Here is a 19,570-nt window from a genome sequence, read left to right as displayed (position 1 = left end):
CCCATGCTGGAACATTTAAAACTGCCGCCATCGGACCTGAAGCTGGCGATTGACCTATACGAACTCACGCCAGCCCAAATCTCCAGACATCATGGGATCGTTGGACAAGCACGCGCGCAATCCGCCCTGGCTTTCGGCGTGGCCATGAAAGCACCGGGCTACAATATTTTTGTGATGGGCGAACCCGGTACCGGGCGCTTATCCATGGTCAGCCATTATTTGACCGGTTATGCCGAGCAACAGGAATCGCCTCTTTCCTACGCTTATGTGGATAATTTCGAAAATTCTCGTGAACCGGTCGCCGTGGAATTACCGTCCGGTGAGGGCCACACCTTCAGCAAAGACATCGAAAAACTGATCGACAACATTCTGGCCACCTTTCCGGCCGCTTTCGAAAGCCCCAGTTATCAGCAAAAAAAAACCGCGATCGAACGCCGTTTCAATCAGCGTTACAACGCCGCCATCGATCTAGTTGACAGCAAAGCCCGTGCGATGAGCGTAGCCCTTTATCGCGACAGTGACGCCATTACCTTCCTACCGATACGCAACGACAAAGCCCTGGACGAAGAGCAATTTACCTTGCTGCCTCAGGAAGAACGTGACGCCTTCCATCAACACACCGAAGAACTGGAAGAATATCTGGGCGATGTACTGCTGGAGTTGCCGCAATGGCGCCGCAGCTTGGTGGAAGAACTGCGCCAACTGGATACCGATACCATCAAACTCGCCCTAGAGCCTCTATTCGCCTCGCTCAACGGCAAGTATCAAAACGTTGACGATGTCATTACTTACTTGGCCGAAGTCGAAAAAAATCTCAGCAACACCATTAGCGACTTTTTAATGCCTAGCCGCAGCCAGGAGAGCCGCGAAAGCCTGGCCAAACGCTTGGTGCTTACCGAGCAATATCTGCCCAATATTCTGGTGGACTGCAAGCACGACGCCAACGGCGCCCCGGTCATTTACGAGCCGCATCCCATTTATCAAAACCTGTTCGGCCGTATCGAATACCTCAGCGATCAAGGCACGCTGGTCACCAATTACCGGCGCATCTGTCCCGGTTCTCTGCACCGCGCCAATGGCGGTTACCTGATTCTGGATGCGGAAAAAATCCTCACTTATCCTTTCGTGTGGGAAGGTTTGAAACGGGCGCTGCAAGCCGGCAAAATCGAAATTGAATCACCGTATTCGGAACTCGGGATCAATACCATCACGCTAAAACCGGAAGTCATTCCGTTAAACGTAAAAGTCATTTTGGTCGGCTCGCGCGACATCTATTATTTGCTGGAAGAAATGGATAGCGAGTTCAATGAGATGTTCCGGGTACTGGCCGATTTCGACGACCATATCAAGCGCACTCCGGACCATATCGCCCAATTCACTCAACTGATGATCACACAGGCTCGGGACTCCGGCGCCAAACCGCTAACCGACGCGGCACTGCTACGCTTGATCGAACATAGCTGCCGACTGGCGGAAAACCAAAACCGTTTATCCGCCCACGTCAACAATTGCCTGGAAATCATTGCCGAGGCGAATTTACTGGCTAATCAAACCAAAGCCGCCAGCATAGACAAGACCGAGATCGAACTGGCACTGTCGGCCCGCGAGCAACGTAACGGCCGCATTTCCGAAGCCATTCTGGAAGAGATGCTGGAAGGCACCATTCTGATCGACACGGACGGCGAGGCGATTGGCAAGGTCAACGGTCTGACCGTTATGGATATCGGCGGCAGCAGCTTCGGTGCGCCGGCCCGTATCACCACTACGGTGCATCCCGGTTCGCGCGGTATTGTCGACATCGAACGGGAAGTGGAACTGGGCCAGCCCATCCATTCCAAAGGCGTGATGATTCTGAGCGGCTATCTCGGCCACTGTTATGCGCAACAGTTTCCCCTGGCCATTTCCGCCAGTATCGCCATGGAACAATCCTACGGGCATATCGACGGCGATAGCGCCTCATTGGCCGAGTTGTGCTGTCTGATTTCCGCGCTTACCAGGATTCCAATCAATCAAGGCATGGCCTTGACCGGTTCCATTAACCAATACGGCGAAGTGCAAGCCATAGGCGGGGTCAACGAAAAAATCGAGGGTTTCTTCAGCTTATGCGCGGCGCGCGGCCTGACCGGAAAGCAAGCCGTCATCATCCCCACGTCGAATAAGCCGAACCTGATGTTAAATCAACAGGTAATCGATGCGGTTGAACAAGGTTTATTCACAATTTATGCTGTTTCCGATGTCGACGAAGCCCTCTGTTTACTGATGAATCAGGAGGCCGGCAGCATGAATGCCGAGGGCCAGTACCCGGAAGGCAGCATCAACTTTAAGGCGGTTGAGCGACTGAAGGAAATATCCGACATGTCATCGGATGACGACAAGGACACCGAGACAGGTTAGGCTTACAAATATACCCAATCGCTGAAGCAAGCCGCCTGTCCGTTATACACGCCGTGTCGGTCATAAACATTCCAAATCACCGCATTGTTGATCCGGAACCGCCGGCCTGTTTTTGAAACGCGAATACCCGCATAATTTTCCACAAAACCATTATCCGTGACCGCCGCCATCAAACGTTCGCGGGCTTGTTGATTTTCGGACTCTACCGACAGGCGCGAGGGCATGCCGATCAGTTCGTCCCAACTCAATTCAAACAAATCCAAGGCCTTTCGATTGGCGTAGTTAAACAAAGGATCCGGGTCCGTATTGTGTGAAAGCACGGCAAATTCGGCGCTAAACACCTGCCGCCCGACGCTATCCGCGCGGATGTTTTTCAAAAAAGACCGATGCAACAAGCTATGATAACTGTCGATCATCATAGCGACATGATCCCGGTAAAAATTATTGCCCTCGCAAGGCTCGAGGATTTTTTGCATTTTTTTATCCGACATGGTTGATTTTGATGATCATTAAAGGCCTATTTGCTTGGCAAAACTGTCCGAATATTATCATTAGATTAAAAATATCCATTTACCCCTGATAGGGACTAAACTTTGCCGAGTAGCAACTGTCGATTGCTGTAGTTGACGCTCGGCTATAACTAATTGAGGTGATTCATGTCCATACAAAACGAGTTCGAAAATTTGCTCTCCAAACTGAACACCGAGCGCGAAGAACTGCAGCTGAAACTGCATCTGGCCAGCCTGGAAGCCAAGGATGAGTTCCAGCAGGCCGAACAGCATTGGCAGCAAATTAAGCAAAAGGCGGCCGAAATCGCTGACGATTCCATCGAAACATCGGAAGATTTTATCGCTAAAGCAAAAATCGTAGGCGACGAACTCAAAGATACCTATCAGCGCATCAGTAAACGTCTATCCGAATAGTGCCGCGAACTTGGGCGGATAGATATGCCGCGGCATATCCCGCCCTAAAGTTTATCGCTTCGATGTCGCTATTAATTCGTAAGTAACTGCCTACCTCATTTGGATTAAATCAGCCCGGATTCTTAAAAGGTGTAGCAACATGATCTTAATTCTGAAAAGAATCAGCCATACCACCCTGATTCGCGATATTGAGTCATTTATCAGTCCCGCCCTGAAGGGCGGAATATTTTCAAAAGCCGGCAACCTGGAAAAGGTCAGCATTCAAATGCTACAGGCAGCCAATTCGGATAAAGCCGAATTCAATGCCCTGATCCGCATAGAACCCGACACAGTGGCCAAGCGCGTTATCAAGCAGCTAAACAGAAAGCCACTGAATGGCAAGCCTATCAATATTGCCGAATATTATTTAAGGCTTCAAGGCAATGACAGGCGTAGCAACGGCCGTCAACCATTAACCGACAGACGCCGTAAAGAACGCAGACGTTCGGATTTGCAACTAAGCGATATCACCGCACAAAGAAAAACCTTTACCGCAAGTCAAACCATCAAAGGCTGGGAAACCGATATTACGCTTTAAACGGCACTCAACATCCATCAGCCGGCCAAGCTATTCCACCGTCACCGGAATTTTGCCGATTTTGGCCTGCCAGAGCTTCGGCGCGGTATTGTGAATGGAATCACCGCGACTATCGACGGCCACAGTGACCGGCATGTCTTCAACCACAAATTCGTGTATGGCTTCCATACCCAAGTCCGGAAAGGCCACGATACGGGCTTTACGAATGGCTTTGGACACCAGATACGCCGCGCCACCAACCGCGATCAAATAGACGGACTGATGCTTCTTAATTGCTTCGACGGCTGCCGGTCCCCGCTCGGCCTTGCCTATCATGCCCAACAGGCCGGTTTTGTCCAGCACCATCTCGGTAAAACTATCCATGCGTGTCGCGGTGGTCGGCCCGGCGGGACCCACTACTTCATCGCGTACCGGATCGACAGGCCCGACGTAGTAGATAAATTTGTTGTTAAAATCCACACCATCCGGCAACGGCTCGCCTTTGGTCAGCAAGTCCACGATGCGCTTATGTGCGGCGTCACGACCGGTCAGCAAGCTGCCGCTGATTAGTAAGGCTTCCCCCGGCTTCCATGCGGCAATGTCTTGTTCAGTCAATAGATCGATATTAACCCGCCGCGCATTTCCGTCCGCCTGGCTGATCCGTGGCCAATCCGCCAGCTTGGGAGGTGTCAACAAAGCCGGACCGGAACCGTCCAACACAAAATGCGCATGGCGAGTAGCGGCGCAATTGGGAATCATCGCCACCGGCTTATTGGCGGCATGGGTCGGATAATCCAGAATTTTGATATCCAACACCGTGGTCAGCCCCCCCAGACCTTGCGCGCCTATACCCAGCGCATTGACTTTTTCATACAGCTCCAGCCGCAATTCTTCCAGCGCATTGTCGGGGCCGCGAGCGATTAAGTCCTGAATGTCTATCGAACCCATGCAAGCCTGTTTGGCCAACAGCATGGCTTTTTCCGCCGTACCGCCGATGCCGATACCGAGTATACCCGGAGGGCACCAGCCAGCTCCCATGGTCGGCACGGTTTTCATTACCCAATCGACAATACTGTCGGAAGGATTGAGCATGACGAACTTGGATTTCGCTTCCGAACCACCTCCCTTGGCCGCCAATTCCACTTCGACTTTATCGCCGGGCACCACCTCCATATGTATTACCGCCGGCGTGTTGTCCTTGGTGTTGATACGTTTACCGGCAGGGTCGGACAAAATCGAGGCCCTCAACACGTTATCCGGCTGCAGATAAGCCCGTCGCACGGCTTCGTTGACCATTTCGCTGACGCCCAGCTCGGCATCCCAACCTACCTCCATACCGATTGTTAAAAACACCGTAACGATGCCGGTATCCTGGCAAATCGGTCGTCGGCCTTCCGCGCACAGGCGCGAATTAATCAAAATCTGCGCCATCGCGTCCTTGGCGGCCGGGCTTTGCTCCTTTTGATACGCGGCAAATAGCGCGTCGATGAAATCTTTCGGATGATAATACGAGATGTACTGCAGAGCGTCGGCGATACTTTGGATGAAATCGTCTTGGCGAATGGTAGTCATGGCTAATCCTGCAATAATTCGGAACAATAAACCGCCTTAACCTGAAAAGTTAAGGTAACTATTCAGCCCAAAGCACAACAATCCCTCGGAACTGCTCCCGCGTTGCCCTGCCAGCTACATCCGCGCAGGCAATCTGCGGGAGTAGGGGTGAACGACCTCGCCGATCAGTTACAATGTGATCGGACATTATGCGCAATCACTTACAAATAGTTGCAATTGCTCAATGGAAAAAGGCCAATTTAACTCATGGCCGTTAGCTTGATTACGTAACACCGGGATGCGAATGCCATAACGCTGCTGCCAGCTCTCGTCATCCATAATGTCCCGCTTTTCGACCTTCAACTCTGCACAATCGACCAAATTCTCGGCCTCTTCGCACAAGTGGCAGCCCTCGGTGCCAAACAATACCAAGTCGCTCATCGGTGTTTGGAAAGCTTATCCAGATAACCCATGATAAAGGCCGAAATCACCAGCGTCAGATGGATGATCACAAACCACAGCATTTTATCGTTTTCGGTATTTTCCACTTCCATGAACACTTTCAACAAGCGGATCGAGGAAATGGCCACTATCGATGTGGCCACTTTCAGCTTTAACGAGCCGTAATCGTGCGTGCCCAACCAGTCCAGCTTTTCGGCCTCGCTGCCGATGTCCAGCCGGGAAACGAAGTTTTCGTAGCCACTGAACATCACAATCAGGGTCAAACTGCCCACCAGGGTCAAATCGATAAACGTCAGCAGCTTCAAAATAATCTGGCCTTCGTCAACCTCCAGAATATGCGGCACAAAATGATACAACTCCTGGAAAAACTTGACGGCCAACATCAATAAAATCAGGCTCATGCCCAGAAAAACCGGCGCCATGATCCAACGACTGGCATACATCAAGCGCTCCAGAAAATGTTCGAGACCTAATTGCATGCTGTTTACCGTGGTTAATGGTGTAAATGCGCGGCCAACCAGCGTTCAGCCACTTCAATATTCAGCCCTTTACGCCTGGCGTAATCCTGCAACTGGTCCTGATCTATTTTTCCGACATTGAAATAGTGTGACTCGGGATGCGAGAAATACCAACCGCTGACCGCGGCGGTCGGGTACATGGCGAAATTTTCGGTCAGCTCGATGGTCGTTGATTCGGTCACGTTCAAAAGCTCGAACAACTTGGCTTTCTCGGTATGATCGGGGCAGGCCGGGTAACCGGGAGCTGGGCGAATGCCCTGATAAGCCTCTTCGATCAAGGCATGGTTATCGTGGGTTTCTTCCGCGGCGTAACCCCAATAATCTTTTCGCACCGCTTGGTGCATGCATTCGGCAAAAGCTTCCGCCAAGCGGTCGGCCAAGGCTTTCAGCATGATGCTGCTGTAATCGTCATGGTCTTTTTCGAATTCGGCTAGTTTGGTTTCTATGCCGATCCCGGCAGTCACGGCAAAGCCGCCCATATAATCAGCAATACCGCTACCGACCGGCGCGATAAAATCGGCTAGGCAATAGTTGGGCCGTCCCGGCGCTTTGACGTTTTGCTGACGCAAATGATGCAGCACCTCCAGTTGCTGGGTACGGCTATCGTCGGTGTACAGCACAATGTCGTCATCAATGCTGTTGGCCGGGAAGAAGCCAACCACGGCTTTAGCAGCCAACCATTGCTCATCGACAATCTGTTTCAGCATGGCCCGAGCGTCTTCAAACAGCTTGGTTGCTGCGTCGCCAACCACCTGATCGCTAAGAATGGCAGGGTAACGGCCGGATAATTCCCAAGTCTGGAAAAACGGCGTCCAGTCGATATACGCGACCAAGGTATCGAGGGGAAAATGATCGATAACCTGGATACCCAGGAACTTGGGTTTTACCGGCTGATACCCTGCAAAATCAAATTTATTGTGCCGCGCTTTTTGCAGATCAAGCTGCGGATTTTTAGCGTGGCGGCCTTTGTGCCGTTCACGCACCTGTTCATATTCCGTCCGGGTTTTTTCCACAAAATCCGCTTTCAAGTCCTCGCTGAGCAAGGCACTGACCACTCCCACGCTACGCGAGGCGTCGGTAACGTAAATAGTCGGATGCTGATAATTCGGCTCGATTTTGACGGCGGTATGGGCACGCGACGTGGTGGCCCCGCCTATCATTAACGGAATAGTGAAACCCTGGCGCTGCATTTCCTTGGCTACATGCACCATTTCATCCAGCGAAGGGGTAATCAAGCCGCTCAGACCGATGACATCGACCTTCTCTTCGCGGGCGGTTTTTAAAATAGTGTCCGCGGGCACCATCACACCCAGGTCGATCACTTCGTAGTTGTTGCATTGCAGCACTACGGAAACGATGTTTTTGCCGATATCGTGTACATCACCCTTTACAGTGGCCATCAATACCTTACCGTTGGTTTGGCGGGCGGAGCCGTCTACTTCCGCGTCCATGAACGGCATTAAATAGGCCACGGCTTTTTTCATGACCCGGGCCGACTTCACCACCTGCGGCAGGAACATCTTGCCTTCGCCAAACAAGTCACCCACCACATTCATGCCGTCCATCAATGGGCCTTCGATAACATGCAGGGGTTTTTCCGCTTCCTGCCTGGCCAGTTCGGTGTCGTCATCGATGTAATCGGCAATACCTTTCACCAAAGCATGCTCCAGCCTTTTGCCGACCGGCCATTCCCGCCACTCCAGGGTTTCTTGCTTGGCCACCTGTCCAGTGCCGCGATATTTTTCGGCGATTTCCAACAGTTTTTCAGTACCCTCTGGCGTGCGATTCAGAATCACATCTTCGACGATATCGCGTAACTCCGCTGGAATATCGGCATAAATTGCCAGCTGTCCGGCATTGACGATGCCCATGTCCATACCCGCCTGTATGGCGTGATACAGAAACACGGCATGAATGGCTTCCCGCACCGGATTGTTGCCGCGAAACGAGAATGATACGTTGGACACGCCACCGGAAATCAGGGCATGCGGCAGAGTCTGCTTGATGATTCGGGTCGCTTCAATAAAGTCGACACCGTAATTGTTATGCTCCTCGATTCCGGTGGCCACCGCGAAGATGTTGGGGTCGAAAATAATATCTTCCGGAGGAAAGCCGATTTGTTCGGTCAAAATCTTGTAAGCGCGGGTGCAAATCTCGATTTTGCGTTGCATGGTATCGGCCTGGCCTTGTTCATCAAACGCCATGACGATCACTGCGGCACCATAACGGCGTACCAATTTGGCGTGTTTGATGAAGGCTTCCTCGCCTTCTTTAATGGATATAGAGTTGACGACGCCTTTGCCCTGGATGCATTTCAGACCGGCTTCCAGAATCTCCCATTTGGATGAATCCAACATGATGGGGACTTTGGCAATGTCCGGCTCGGCAGCAATCAGGTGTAAAAAACGCACCATGGCAGCTTTGGAATCCAGCATGCCTTCGTCCATATTGATGTCGATGATCTGAGCGCCGTTTTCGACTTGTTGCTTGGCAACTTCCAACGCCGCTTCGTAATTTTCTTCGACAATCAATTTTTTGAACGCGGCCGAACCGGTAACATTTGTGCGTTCGCCGACATTCACAAACAGGGTTTCCGGACCTATGCTCATAGCTTCCAGCCCGGCTAACCGGCAGCGTTTTTCCAGTACCGGAATCTGCCGGGGTGGATATTTGTTCACGGCCTCGACAATGGCTCGAATAGTATCCGGCGAGGTACCGCAGCAACCACCAATGATATTTAGATAACCGCTAGCTGCCCAGTCGGCCAATTCAGAGGCCATCTGCTCCGGAGTTTCGTCGTATTCTCCAAATTCGTTAGGTAAGCCGGCATTGGGGTGAGCCGATACATAGGTGTCGGCAATGTTGGATAATTCTTCAATGTATTGGCGCAATTCCTGCGCACCCAAGGCACAGTTAAATCCGATGGAAATGGGCTTGACGTGCTTTAAGGAAGTCCAAAACGCGGCCGTTGTCTGTCCGGATAAAGTCCGTCCGGAGGCATCGGTGATCGTGCCTGAAATCATCACCGGCAACTTATAGCCAAGCTTATCGAAGGTGTTTTCGACGGCAAAAATAGCCGCCTTGGCGTTTAGGGTATCGAAAACGGTTTCGATCAGGATAATGTCTGCCCCACCTTCGATTAAGCCTTCGGTAGCTTCGCTATACGCATCGACTAAACCATCGAAAGTGATGTTACGAAAACCCGGATCGTTAACATCCGGTGACATGGAAGAGGTGCGATTGGTGGGCCCCAATACGCCGGCAACAAAGCGCGGCTTGTCCGGCGTCAATGCGGAAATCTCTTCGGCAGCCTGTTTGGCCAAGCGCGCGGAAGCAACATTAATTTCGTAGGCCAAACCTTCCATGTGATAGTCGGCCATGGCTATCTTGGTAGCGTTGAAGGTATTGGTTTCTATAATGTCGGAACCTGCCTCGAGATACGCCTTATGGATGGCTTTAATAATGTCCGGTTGCGTCAGCGACAACAGGTCGTTATTACCCTTTAGATCGCTGGTCCAGTCGGCAAAACGGGTGCCGCGATAATCCTTTTCTCCCAGCTTGTAGCTCTGTATCATGGTGCCCATGGCGCCATCCAGATATAGAATTCGTTGTTTTAATTGCTGGTTTAATCGTTGTATGCTGTTCATTGGCAGGAAGAAATCGAAGTTAATTCTGAACGGGCTGTAGCAGCCGTATTGTTTTTTAAACCTTGGAAATTGAGGAAATCATGTCCAAACCCAATCTACTGCATGTTGTAAAAAGCGTGTTTGCCGCCGCAATCGGCATACAAAGCGAAAAAAATCGGGAAGTGGATTTCAAGCATGGCTCGCTGCCTGCTTATATCATTGTTGGATTGATTGGGACAGTGTTATTTATTTTAGCAATTGTATCGGTAGTATCGCTTGTTACCGGTTGATCTCGGTTTTTTTACAAAAAAAAGCCCAAGAAAGCTTGGGCTTTTTTCAAGCTGTCAACAGCTTAGTTGCCGGATGTTTTAAAGCTGTTTTTAATACTTTCGAACATCTCTTTAACACCGCTAAACAGATTTGCGGGCGTCAATGCCTCTTTCAAAATGAATTGCGTACGAAGGATTGCTACCAGTATAAAAGCTAATATCGACGGCAATAATTCACATATTACCGGCATAAAGGAGCCGCCCACACCTTCACTGGTTTTTCGATCTCTTACGTCAACAAGGCTCGGATCGTATTCAGCACCGATATCTTTACCGCCGAGAGCATCGATAATTTCGATACAAAAAATCTGGGCTATAAATTCGGAGGCAAAAAACAACACAGCGCAGCCGGCAACCCACATCAAAACATTACTTTTCTTTGCTTTCATCAGTGACTGATACACCCATATCACTGTCAAAACCATTACAATACCGCCAATCATAATCTATCCCCTTATTAACTGTTTTTATTCTTGTAAAGTCAGTTGGAATGCTCATACTACCATAAACAAACGCATTGGCAATTTGTGGCGACATCTTTCTTAAATAGCTATCAATTGCTTGACTTTAAAGTCAGCTAAAGTAACATATTAACCTCGAAGGCCGATTGGCTGGCAATTTTTATAACAACTAAACAAAAGGTAGGAGGCACCCATGGGAGCGATCTTAGACTTAACAGAAATGTTAAAAGAACCATCAGGTATGATTGGAGCGGTAGTGATTATCGCGGCAGGATACTTCTTCGTAAAATGGGTGTTCCAAGAGCCTAAAGACGAAGAATAAGCTAGATTGCTTCTCGGAGCCTAGTTTTTCTGATTAAAGGCGGCACGGTTTCCCGGGGCCGCCTTTTTTATGCCCAAACGCTTCTCACCAGGCAAAATACCTTATAATTTGTATATTTTTTGTCTGGCCCAATATAGATGTATCACTTATTCGCATCCAAAATTAATAGTTTTTTTCTGCAACAAGCTCCCGCCACCGGTATCGGCCTCTTCAGACTACTGTTCGGTCTGATTACCTTTCAGGAAATCCTTTTCCTGATTTATTTTAACCACCTGATTTTCGACCCCATTCCCTACCTGGACGTCGAGTTTCCGATGATCACTTTCTTTTTGTGGCTTTGGGCAGCCATTGCCTTTTGCCTGATGATTGGCTACCGCTGCCAGACCAGCAGTATCGCCAATTATGTGTTTTGGCTGGTTTTCGTCAACTTCACCCCCATGCAACGCGATTTTGACGGCGGATTTGATTTATTCATGATCGGAGCCAATTTTTTTCTGATTTTTATGCCTACCGATAAAGCGTTTGCCATTGACGGGCTCAGAAAAAAATTGGCCGCGCCTTTTGTTCATTACTCCCAATATCCAATCGCGCAAGTATCCAGACTTGCTTATTACTTGCCCGTGGTCATCTGTCTGGGCTTCTTATATTTCGACTCCGCCATCCACAAAATGTTTGCCGAGCACTGGCGCAACGGCCTTGGCGCTTGGCTGCCATCGTCCATGCCTTATTACATTTCCGCGCTGGATATGTCATGGCTATTAAACATCGAACCGCTTCAAAAACTGATTGGCTACACAATCATCGTGTTCCAGTTCAGCTTTTTGCCTTTGTTCCATTTCAGATTATTACGTCCGCTGTATTTTTTGATCGGCATAGGCTTGCATCTGGGTATCACATTGTCCTTAAACATCTATCCCTTCGGTATGGGCATGTTGATTTTTTATACGCTGATGACGCCGTTTTCCTGGTATAGACAAATAGGTCAGTGGCTAACAAAACCTCAACCCATCCTGACGGTATTTTATGACCAGCAGTGTCCGCTGTGTAATCGCACCGTGCTGATTTTGAATCATTTCGACATCCTGCGCGCCATAGACTTCAAACCAGCCCAAGCTCATGCCCGCCAATATTCGGTGCTTGATCAACTAGACGACAGCACCTTATTAACCGATCTATACGCACTGGACAGCGACGACAAACTTTATGCGGGCGTAGATACCTATGCGCAAATTTTTATTGCCATGGGCTACACCGCGGTGATTGGCTGGATTATCAAATTGCCGTTGATCCATGCGTTGGCTAGCTCAAATTACCGCCGAATCGCCGATAATCGTGCCCGCCTGAATTGCGACGTCAGCTGCATAAAAGAGCCCCGAGCCATTTTCCAGCCCACGATCTACGAACGGATTTTTGAAGCCGGGACAGCGAAGCAGCAAAAACGCAATGCCGATAAAATCAGCAAAGTGCTGTTGGTCATCATTTTGCTGCAATTGAACAGCAGCTTGCATTATGGATTGCTGTACCGCCTAAAAGTGGACACCCGCCAGTCACCTGTCACCAGCGTCATGGCCGATATGAGCAATGCCGTCATGATGCTCTCGCATACTTTCCTAGGTATTACCCCACACGCCTTGTATCTGCATGATCACTTTGAAGGCTACAACCACTTGCTGGCGATCACCTATCTGGATGCAAACGGCATCGAACACTGGCTACCCTTTGTCGACCAACAAGGCAGGCTGTTGGCCCCCAACTGGGGCAGAGTCCATTCGATGTGGGCCAACATAGCAGTCACCCCTAATATCGATGAATTCCGCTTGAAAAAATTCATCATGAAACTCACTGCATTTTGGGGCAAAAAACTTGATCTTGACTTTGAAAGCACCCGATTTATTATCAAAATGAAAAAAACGGATGCACCCTTCACTTGGGAAAAGGATCTGAGAAACAAAAACCTGGCAGGCGATTGGCAAGCCATAGGCTCGGCTCAATGGAGCGGCAAAGATTTCAAAATCAATCTACCCACCGATATCGACTTGCTTTGAAAATCACATTTAAATTGGGTCTTGCATGCGGCTTTTTGTCATGCTATAAATTTTATGTGCTTAACTTAAGTGCACAAAATTATAAAAACCTTATTTTACTCGGAGGATGTTATGAAAAAAGTATTTTCTGTCTTAGCTATGGCGCTTATGATTGTCAGCTTGAGCGGTTGCATGGACGACCCGGATCAAGGCAATCCAAAACCAAAAAATTACGGCACACCTAACCAAGTAGGCTCTGGAGTCAACTAAAGTAATAGCGTTGACAGGATTTCTCTTAAATCCTTGTAAGGCCCACATCCGTGGGCCTTATGCATTCCTCCCCCCCGCCTCCAAGCCTATATTTATTTTGCACACGCGGTTTTCCGTGATATAAGCCTTACCGTGCTTAATATATCGAGTACAAACAAAACTATAAAAATACCTATTTGGAGGATGTTATGAAAAAAATATTATCTCTTTTAGCGATGAGCCTGATGATTGTCAGCTTGAGCGGTTGCATGGACGATCCGGATCAAGGCAATCCAAAACCAAAAAATTACGGCACGCCTAACCAAGTAGGCTCCGGGGTCAACTAAAGCAATAGCGTTAACAGGATTCTCTTCAATCCTTGTAAGGCCCACATCCGTGGGCCTTATGCGTTAAAGGCTGTTATTTCCAAAAATACTTTTTTTACGCGGGTGGGATTCCGTGTTATAAATAACCGTGCTTAATATATTTAGTACAATCAAAAATAAAAATTTAATTTGGAGGATGTTATGAAAAAAGTATTATCTCTTTTAGCGATGACCCTGATGATTGTTGGCTTGAGCGGTTGCATGGACGATCCAGACGCGTCGAAACAAAAAGTTTCTAGCTCTACTTCAGTACAGCTTTAACTTTTAGACGTAAGGCTCATGCTCACCTAGGTGGGCCTTCTCATTTTTCATAATTTCCTTTCAATACCCCCTCCCGCAAGAACTATTTCTCAACCGGATTCCTTTGCAATACTCAGCATAGCCTGAGAAATCCAGGCTTCCGCCTCAGCATTAATATCCTTGGTACTTTTATTCAGTGTTGAAATCATAGGACCGATTTTGACCTTGATTACCCCGGGGAATTTCACAAAGCTGTTACGAGGCCAAAATTCACCGGCATTGTGGGCCAAAGGAATGACCGGAAAACCCGATTTATTTGCAAGCATGGCACCCCCGGCATTAAACTTTTTATATGCATCAGGCGCTACCCGAGTCCCTTCCGGAAAAATCAGTACAAACAACCCCTCCTGTAACCGTTCAACACCCTGGTCCAGCAACATTTTCAAAGCCTCCTTCTGGTTGCTGCGGTCAATGGCTATCGGTTTCAAGGTTGCCAATGCCCAGCCGCCAAATGGAATTTGTAATAGCGACTTCTTTAGGACCGCTGTTTGCGGACTAATAATTTGCCGCAAGGCAATCGTCTCCCAAGCCGACTGATGCTTGCTAAGAATAATGGCCGCCCGATCGTTAGGGACATTTTCCAATCCTTCAACTTCGTAGCTTAAGCCGCAACATAATTTCAGCATGAACAACAGACAATCGATCCAGATGTCCGCAAATTTATATCTCATCGGAAAAGGCAGGAAAAAGCCGCCCAGGATTGCCACACCGACAATCGGCGTGGAAAATAAAACGTAGATAAAAAATAAAGTCGAGCCCAAATAGACTTTGAAATCAGCTTTTGGAGACGATGTAGTGCGCTGCGTCATAAAGGTTATCAAATATGGGTAAATTTAGCTGAGGATGGCTTTCTAAGGTTTTCAGGCCTTTGCCGGTTTTAACCAACACAGGGCGGACACCCGCGGCTTGAGCGGCCTCTATGTCGCGATATGAGTCACCAATTGCGTAAACCGCCTGCAAATCGACCTGCTTGTCTCTGGCAAAAGCCTTAAATAATCCCGCCTTGGGTTTTCGGCAAGAGCATTGGTCGTTAGGCCCGTGCGGGCAAAAATAAATGGCTTCAATTTGCCCACCCAGCTCCGCCAGCATGCGTTGCATTTTATCGTGCATCGCTGACAACGCAGCCAAGTCGAACAACCCTCTCGCCAACCCCGATTGATTGGTGATGACGACCACTTTGAAGCCATGCCGATTGAGCTCGGCTATCGCTTCCAGGCTACCGGGTAACGGCAGCCATTCGTCGGGCGATTTAACAAACTCATCGGAATCGATATTGATCGTACCATCACGATCCAGGATGACCCAACGCTCCGTCACGATTGCAGTTTGGAAATATCGGCAATTTGTAAAAATTGATTGGACAACATCGCCAACAAAGCCAAACGGCTGTTACGCAGCGCCACGTCATCGGTGTTCACCATGACATGATCGAAAAACGCATCCACGCTATCGCGTAGTTCCGCCAAGCGATTCAGCGCCAACTGATAATTTTGCTCCGCCAATAAAGGCAGAATATCCGCGGCTGATGACTCGGCTTCCGCCAACAGATTTTTCTCTTCCGCTTCGACCAATGTGCCTATCGAGCTGGAAACAGCTTGTTCGGATTTTTTCAGAATGTTGATGATGCGCTTATTTGCCGCCGCCAGGCTTTCCGCTTCCGGTAACTGTCTAAATGACTGAACCGCTCGAATTCGCTGCCAAAAATCGAACGGCTGAGTTGGATTGGCGGCCAATACCGCTTCGAATTCATCACTACTATAGCCTTGGTCCAGGCAATAGCCTCTCAAACGATCAAAGATGAAACCGATCACTTTTTGCCGGGTTTCGGTCTTGTTAAAGCTGTGGCTGAATTGGTCCAACGCCACGTCCAACAATTCAACTACATCCAGCCGCAAGCCGTTTTCAATGATAATCCGCAAGATACCCAAGGTAGCACGACGCAGGGCATAAGGATCCTTATCGCCGGTAGGGATCAAACCTGCGCTAAATATGCCGGCCAACGTATCGATTTTCTCAGCCAGCGCCAGCGCCACGCTAATTTGAGCCTGAGGAACCATGCCCCCGGATTGTTTTGGAAAGTACTGCTCTTCCAGCGCCCTCGCTACGGCTATATCCTCACCATCCGCTCTCGCATAATAGAAGCCCATGGTACCTTGCAGATTGGCGAATTCGCCAACCATGTTGGTCATCAGATCGGTCTTGGCCAGCAGCGCCGCGCGTTTGGCTAACGCAATATCGGCATCCAATTTTTCAGCTATCAACACTGCCAGACCGGCCACTCGTTCGGTCTTATCAAACAAAGTACCTAGGTCTTTCTGGAACACAATGGTTTTTAAACTGTCGACGCGATCGGCCAATGCCTGCTTTCTATCTTGTTTCCAGAAAAATTCGGCATCCGATAAACGAGGCAACACCACCCGCTCGTTCCCTTGCTGAATCGAAACCGGGTTAGAACTTTCGATATTGGCAAAGGTAATAAAATGCGGTAACAGGCCGCCTTCGGCGTTTTTAACCGGAAAATACTTTTGGTTGGACTGCATGGTGGTAATCAGCACTTCCTTCGGCAACTCCAGGAAACGGGCATCGAAATTACCCACTACCGGTACCGGCCATTCGTTTAGCGCCGCAATTTCTTCCAGTAAGTCCTCTTCGATATGCGCTTCACCGCCGACATTGGCGGCGGCCTGATTGGCAGCATCCCGAATGATGGCCATGCGCTCTTCGAAATCGGCCAAGACTTTGCTTTGCGAACTTAGAGTGCCCAAGTAATCGTGCGGGCTGGCAATCTCCAATGCCTGCGGCGCATGGAAACGGTGGCCGCGCGTGCTACGACCGGTTTTGATGCCCAGGATCTCGGTATCAATGACTTGCGCGCCGAACAGCAGTACAGCCCAATGTACAGGCCGGACAAACTCGCTGTCCAGACTGCCCCAGCGCATGCGCTTGGCGATCGGCAGATTGTTCAGGCTTTTGCGGATGATGTCCGGGATCAATTCGGCAGTCGACTGACCTTTGACGGCCTGCTTAAACACCAACCAAGCCCCCTTGTCGGTTTCCAGCTTTTCCAGTTGTTCGAAACTTGCTCCGCAGCTGGCTGCAAAACCCTGAGCGGCCTTGCTGGGCGTGCCATCCGGGCCGAATGCCGCCATCACCGCCGGGCCGCGTTTCTCGACGACCTTGTCGGCCTGAAAAGTTTGCAGATCGTTGATCAATACCGCCAAACGGCGCGGCGTCGCATAGGCACGCCCCTGATTGTAGCTCAGTCCTGCATCGTTCAATCCGGCCAGGACATTATCCAGCAAGGCCTGACTGAGTTTTTTCAGTGATTTCGGCGGCAGCTCTTCGCAACCCAGTTCAAATAACAAATGATTAGTCGCGGTCATGTTACGCTCCCTGTCTGGCAAGAATAGGAAAGCCCAACGCTTCCCGGCGATTGTAATAAGCCTCGGCCACCGACTTGGCCATATTGCGCACTCTCAAAATGAAACGTTGGCGTTCGGTAACGGAAATCGCATGCCGCGCATCCAGCAAATTAAACGAGTGCGAAGCTTTCAAGACCATTTCATAAGCCGGCAACGGCAAGTTTTTGTCCAGTAACATCAGACATTCGCGTTCATAGGTATCGAAGCACTGAAACAAAAAATCCACATTCGCCAAATCAAAGTTAAATTCCGACATTTCCACTTCGTTTTGGTGAAATACATCGCCGTAAGTGACCACACCTTGCGGGCCGCTAGTCCAGACTAAATCGAACACGGATGCCACGCCTTGCAGATACATGGCGATACGTTCCAGGCCGTAAGTGATCTCGCCGGTGACCGGCTTGCATTCCAAACCGCCTACTTGTTGGAAATAGGTAAACTGGGTGACCTCCATGCCGTTCAACCACACTTCCCAGCCCAAACCCCAGGCACCCAGCGTCGGCGATTCCCAGTTATCTTCGACGAAACGGATATCGTGTTCCAGCAAGTCCAAGCCCAAATGCCGCAACGAACCCAAGTACAACTCCTGAATATCGGCGGGTGACGGTTTCATCACCACCTGAAATTGATAGTAATGCTGCAAGCGGTTGGGATTTTCGCCATAACGGCCGTCGGTTGGGCGGCGGGATGGCTGCACATAAGCCGAATTCCAGGGCTCCGGACCGATGGCGCGCAGAAACGTGGCGGGGTGAAACGTACCGGCGCCCACTTCCTGATCCAAAGGTTGCAACAATACACATCCCTGATTCGACCAGTATTCCTGCAAGGTCAAAATCAGGCCCTGAAAAGTAGAGACATCGTTTTTGCTAGTAGACACGCTGAGAGCCACTTGAATAATAAAAATAGCGGGATTATACCTGAAAAAGCTCGGCCAAGCTGGCTGGACAAGGCCTATACCGGGTTAGCTTACCCCTGCTCACCCCGGACGAAACCCTCCGAATCCGGTAGATATTTGCTTAGAAACAGCGGGATCCGCTGTTCCAGCCAATAATCGGCTCTACACCGGTTTCGGCTAATTACAAACCCGACATGACCGCCCGCGCTGCACACTTCCAATTGAACTAGTGGCGCAAGTTCATCGGCATTAGGCAGAACCGCCGGGGTCATAAAAGGATCGTCTTCGGCTTGAATCAGCAAAGTCGGCACTCGAATCGCCGATAAAAATTGCCGGGAACTGCAGCGGCGATAGTAATCATGCACATCTTTAAAACCGTGTAATTTTGCCACTACCCGATCATCGTATCGCCAAAACGATTGAATGTTCGCCAAATCGCCTAACCGGGCCAATTTATCGGCTTCCGCCTCACGACCGCTTGTCTGCAAATACCGCTGTTTTGCATGCATGTAGCGCTTTAATTCATCCAATAAATGCTTGCGGTAAATTCTGGAAAAACCGTTATCCAATTTAGTGGCGCACTCGTTTAACAAAAGAGGCGCCGAAACCGCCACGGCTGCGGATAAGTTAAGGTTATCGCCTTGCTCTCCCAACCACTTCAATAATACGTTGCCGCCTAATGAAAATCCTACGGCGGCAAACGCAGTCTCCGGGTAGCGCTGGCTTAGCGTTTGATAGACAAAATCGATATCCTCGGTTTCGCCCGAATGATAACAACGCGCCAGACGATTGGGTTCGCCGCTACAACCGCGAAAGTTCATCGCCACACTGGCATAACCGCATTGCCGCAAGCTACGTTGTAAACCGACGATGTATCCCGACTGCGAGCTGCCTGACAAGCCATGCAGTAATATCACGATAACGCCGTGGTTTTCCCCATACCAATCCAGATCGATAAAATCGCCATCCGGGGTTGATAAACGTTCCCGTTTCCGCTGCAATGGCGGCACTTTACGTAACAAGGCCGGATACAAGGTTTGTAAATGCGGGTTGTTTAACCACCATGCGGGTCGAAAGCAAGGTTGGGTGATAGGCATGGCTTATTTTCCTGGCAACAATTTATCAGTTGATGATGTATGCTATTTTTTAAAT

19 protein-coding genes are annotated in these 19,570 nt (G+C 49.6%); 8 read left to right on the top strand and 11 right to left on the bottom strand.

Going from position 1 to position 19,570, the window contains the following annotated elements:
- Positions 1–3 precede the first annotated feature (3 nt).
- Positions 4–2,394 carry an ATP-binding protein gene (locus M0R33_RS10685; RefSeq protein WP_292568598.1) on the top strand — a complete coding sequence of 797 codons (2,391 nt, stop codon included), beginning with the start codon at positions 4–6 and terminating at the stop codon, positions 2,392–2,394.
- 2 nt (positions 2,395–2,396) lie between these two features.
- Here M0R33_RS10685 and M0R33_RS10680 read toward each other — a convergent pair whose 3' ends face one another.
- The gene (locus M0R33_RS10680; RefSeq protein WP_292568596.1) at positions 2,397–2,870 is read right to left on the bottom strand and encodes an MEKHLA domain-containing protein; all 474 of its coding nucleotides are present in this window, start codon (positions 2,868–2,870) and stop codon (positions 2,397–2,399) included.
- Between the two features lie 180 nt (positions 2,871–3,050).
- Here M0R33_RS10680 and M0R33_RS10675 point away from each other — a divergent pair, with 180 nt between their 5' ends.
- Positions 3,051–3,317: a hypothetical protein gene (locus M0R33_RS10675; RefSeq protein ID WP_292568595.1), complete on the top strand. Its 267-nt coding sequence runs from the start codon at positions 3,051–3,053 to the stop codon at positions 3,315–3,317.
- A 139-nt stretch (positions 3,318–3,456) separates the two neighbouring features.
- Entirely contained in the window at positions 3,457–3,894 is a 438-nt protein-coding gene (locus M0R33_RS10670) for a hypothetical protein (protein WP_292568593.1), read from the top strand.
- Positions 3,895–3,924: 30 nt separating this feature from the next.
- Here the strand turns inward: M0R33_RS10670 and M0R33_RS10665 are convergent, their stop codons facing one another.
- The 4 genes from M0R33_RS10665 to metH form a co-directional block, all read right to left on the bottom strand.
- On the bottom strand, positions 3,925–5,445 hold the full coding sequence (locus M0R33_RS10665) for a fumarate hydratase (RefSeq protein ID WP_292568591.1): 1,521 nt from the start codon (positions 5,443–5,445) through the stop codon (positions 3,925–3,927).
- Positions 5,446–5,631: 186 nt separating this feature from the next.
- Positions 5,632–5,865: a glutaredoxin family protein gene (locus tag M0R33_RS10660; RefSeq protein ID WP_292568589.1), complete on the bottom strand. Its 234-nt coding sequence runs from the start codon at positions 5,863–5,865 to the stop codon at positions 5,632–5,634.
- A complete protein-coding gene (locus M0R33_RS10655; RefSeq protein ID WP_292568587.1) occupies positions 5,862–6,365 on the bottom strand; it encodes a TIGR00645 family protein in 504 nt (167 codons plus the stop codon). Before M0R33_RS10655 ends, M0R33_RS10660 begins: the two co-directional genes overlap by 4 nt.
- Positions 6,366–6,379: 14 nt before the next feature.
- Positions 6,380–10,051 carry a methionine synthase gene (gene metH, locus M0R33_RS10650; RefSeq protein ID WP_292568585.1) on the bottom strand — a complete coding sequence of 1,224 codons (3,672 nt, stop codon included), beginning with the start codon at positions 10,049–10,051 and terminating at the stop codon, positions 6,380–6,382.
- Between the two features lie 80 nt (positions 10,052–10,131).
- On the opposite strand from metH, the gene M0R33_RS10645 reads away from it, so the two are divergent.
- Positions 10,132–10,320, top strand: a complete 189-nt coding sequence (locus tag M0R33_RS10645; protein ID WP_292568583.1) for a DUF2970 domain-containing protein — start codon at positions 10,132–10,134, stop codon at positions 10,318–10,320.
- 62 nt (positions 10,321–10,382) lie between these two features.
- Here the strand turns inward: M0R33_RS10645 and M0R33_RS10640 are convergent, their stop codons facing one another.
- Positions 10,383–10,802, bottom strand: a complete 420-nt coding sequence (locus M0R33_RS10640; protein WP_292568581.1) for a hypothetical protein — start codon at positions 10,800–10,802, stop codon at positions 10,383–10,385.
- 211 nt (positions 10,803–11,013) lie between these two features.
- Here M0R33_RS10640 and M0R33_RS10635 point away from each other — a divergent pair, with 211 nt between their 5' ends.
- The 4 genes from M0R33_RS10635 (at position 11,014) to M0R33_RS10620 (ending at position 13,762) form a co-directional block, all read left to right on the top strand.
- Positions 11,014–11,142, top strand: coding sequence for a hypothetical protein (locus M0R33_RS10635; RefSeq protein ID WP_013821084.1), 129 nt, complete (start codon positions 11,014–11,016; stop codon positions 11,140–11,142).
- A gap of 137 nt (positions 11,143–11,279) precedes the next feature.
- Positions 11,280–13,187, top strand: coding sequence for a DCC1-like thiol-disulfide oxidoreductase family protein (locus tag M0R33_RS10630; protein ID WP_292568579.1), 1,908 nt, complete (start codon positions 11,280–11,282; stop codon positions 13,185–13,187).
- Positions 13,188–13,298: 111 nt separating this feature from the next.
- Positions 13,299–13,436, top strand: coding sequence for a hypothetical protein (locus tag M0R33_RS10625; RefSeq protein ID WP_013821086.1), 138 nt, complete (start codon positions 13,299–13,301; stop codon positions 13,434–13,436).
- 188 nt (positions 13,437–13,624) lie between these two features.
- Positions 13,625–13,762, top strand: coding sequence for a hypothetical protein (locus tag M0R33_RS10620; RefSeq protein ID WP_013821087.1), 138 nt, complete (start codon positions 13,625–13,627; stop codon positions 13,760–13,762).
- Between the two features lie 389 nt (positions 13,763–14,151).
- On the opposite strand, the gene M0R33_RS10615 is transcribed toward M0R33_RS10620, so the two are convergent.
- The 5 genes from M0R33_RS10615 to M0R33_RS10595 all read right to left on the bottom strand — a co-directional run bounded on the left by M0R33_RS10615 (position 14,152) and on the right by M0R33_RS10595 (position 19,515).
- Positions 14,152–14,910, bottom strand: a complete 759-nt coding sequence (locus M0R33_RS10615) for a lysophospholipid acyltransferase family protein (RefSeq protein ID WP_292568573.1) — start codon at positions 14,908–14,910, stop codon at positions 14,152–14,154.
- The gene (gene gmhB, locus M0R33_RS10610; protein ID WP_292568571.1) at positions 14,876–15,418 is read right to left on the bottom strand and encodes a D-glycero-beta-D-manno-heptose 1,7-bisphosphate 7-phosphatase; all 543 of its coding nucleotides are present in this window, start codon (positions 15,416–15,418) and stop codon (positions 14,876–14,878) included. The genes M0R33_RS10615 and gmhB overlap by 35 nt, the downstream gene beginning before the upstream one ends.
- A complete protein-coding gene (glyS, locus tag M0R33_RS10605; protein WP_292568569.1) occupies positions 15,415–17,484 on the bottom strand; it encodes a glycine--tRNA ligase subunit beta in 2,070 nt (689 codons plus the stop codon). Before glyS ends, gmhB begins: the two co-directional genes overlap by 4 nt.
- Before the next feature lies 1 nt (position 17,485).
- Positions 17,486–18,400 (bottom strand): glycine--tRNA ligase subunit alpha, encoded by a 915-nt coding sequence (glyQ, locus tag M0R33_RS10600; RefSeq protein WP_292568567.1) that lies wholly within the window; start codon positions 18,398–18,400, stop codon positions 17,486–17,488.
- Between the two features lie 89 nt (positions 18,401–18,489).
- Positions 18,490–19,515 carry a hydrolase gene (locus M0R33_RS10595; protein WP_292568565.1) on the bottom strand — a complete coding sequence of 342 codons (1,026 nt, stop codon included), beginning with the start codon at positions 19,513–19,515 and terminating at the stop codon, positions 18,490–18,492.
- Positions 19,516–19,570: the final 55 nt, after the last annotated feature.

Source organism: Methylomonas sp. (assembly GCF_023228165.1).
In the GTDB taxonomy this organism is placed as follows: Bacteria; Pseudomonadota; Gammaproteobacteria; order Methylococcales; family Methylomonadaceae; genus Methylomonas.
This window is presented reverse-complemented; position numbering and strand designations above follow the sequence as displayed.

Excerpts from the sequence above, each read along its gene's own strand:
- M0R33_RS10685 (WP_292568598.1), top strand. The coding sequence starts at position 4 with ATGCTGGAACATTTAAAACTGCCGCCATCGGACCTGAAGCTGGCGATT.
- M0R33_RS10680 (WP_292568596.1), bottom strand. The coding sequence starts at position 2,870 with ATGCAAAAAATCCTCGAGCCTTGCGAGGGCAATAATTTTTACCGGGAT.
- M0R33_RS10675 (WP_292568595.1), top strand. The coding sequence starts at position 3,051 with ATGTCCATACAAAACGAGTTCGAAAATTTGCTCTCCAAACTGAACACC.
- M0R33_RS10670 (WP_292568593.1), top strand. The coding sequence starts at position 3,457 with ATGATCTTAATTCTGAAAAGAATCAGCCATACCACCCTGATTCGCGAT.
- M0R33_RS10665 (WP_292568591.1), bottom strand. The coding sequence starts at position 5,445 with ATGACTACCATTCGCCAAGACGATTTCATCCAAAGTATCGCCGACGCT.
- M0R33_RS10660 (WP_292568589.1), bottom strand. The coding sequence starts at position 5,865 with ATGAGCGACTTGGTATTGTTTGGCACCGAGGGCTGCCACTTGTGCGAA.
- M0R33_RS10655 (WP_292568587.1), bottom strand. The coding sequence starts at position 6,365 with ATGCAATTAGGTCTCGAACATTTTCTGGAGCGCTTGATGTATGCCAGT.
- metH (WP_292568585.1), bottom strand. The coding sequence starts at position 10,051 with ATGAACAGCATACAACGATTAAACCAGCAATTAAAACAACGAATTCTA.
- M0R33_RS10645 (WP_292568583.1), top strand. The coding sequence starts at position 10,132 with ATGTCCAAACCCAATCTACTGCATGTTGTAAAAAGCGTGTTTGCCGCC.
- M0R33_RS10640 (WP_292568581.1), bottom strand. The coding sequence starts at position 10,802 with ATGATTGGCGGTATTGTAATGGTTTTGACAGTGATATGGGTGTATCAG.
- M0R33_RS10635 (WP_013821084.1), top strand. The coding sequence starts at position 11,014 with ATGGGAGCGATCTTAGACTTAACAGAAATGTTAAAAGAACCATCAGGT.
- M0R33_RS10630 (WP_292568579.1), top strand. The coding sequence starts at position 11,280 with ATGTATCACTTATTCGCATCCAAAATTAATAGTTTTTTTCTGCAACAA.
- M0R33_RS10625 (WP_013821086.1), top strand. The coding sequence starts at position 13,299 with ATGAAAAAAGTATTTTCTGTCTTAGCTATGGCGCTTATGATTGTCAGC.
- M0R33_RS10620 (WP_013821087.1), top strand. The coding sequence starts at position 13,625 with ATGAAAAAAATATTATCTCTTTTAGCGATGAGCCTGATGATTGTCAGC.
- M0R33_RS10615 (WP_292568573.1), bottom strand. The coding sequence starts at position 14,910 with ATGACGCAGCGCACTACATCGTCTCCAAAAGCTGATTTCAAAGTCTAT.
- glyS (WP_292568569.1), bottom strand. The coding sequence starts at position 17,484 with ATGACCGCGACTAATCATTTGTTATTTGAACTGGGTTGCGAAGAGCTG.
- M0R33_RS10595 (WP_292568565.1), bottom strand. The coding sequence starts at position 19,515 with ATGCCTATCACCCAACCTTGCTTTCGACCCGCATGGTGGTTAAACAAC.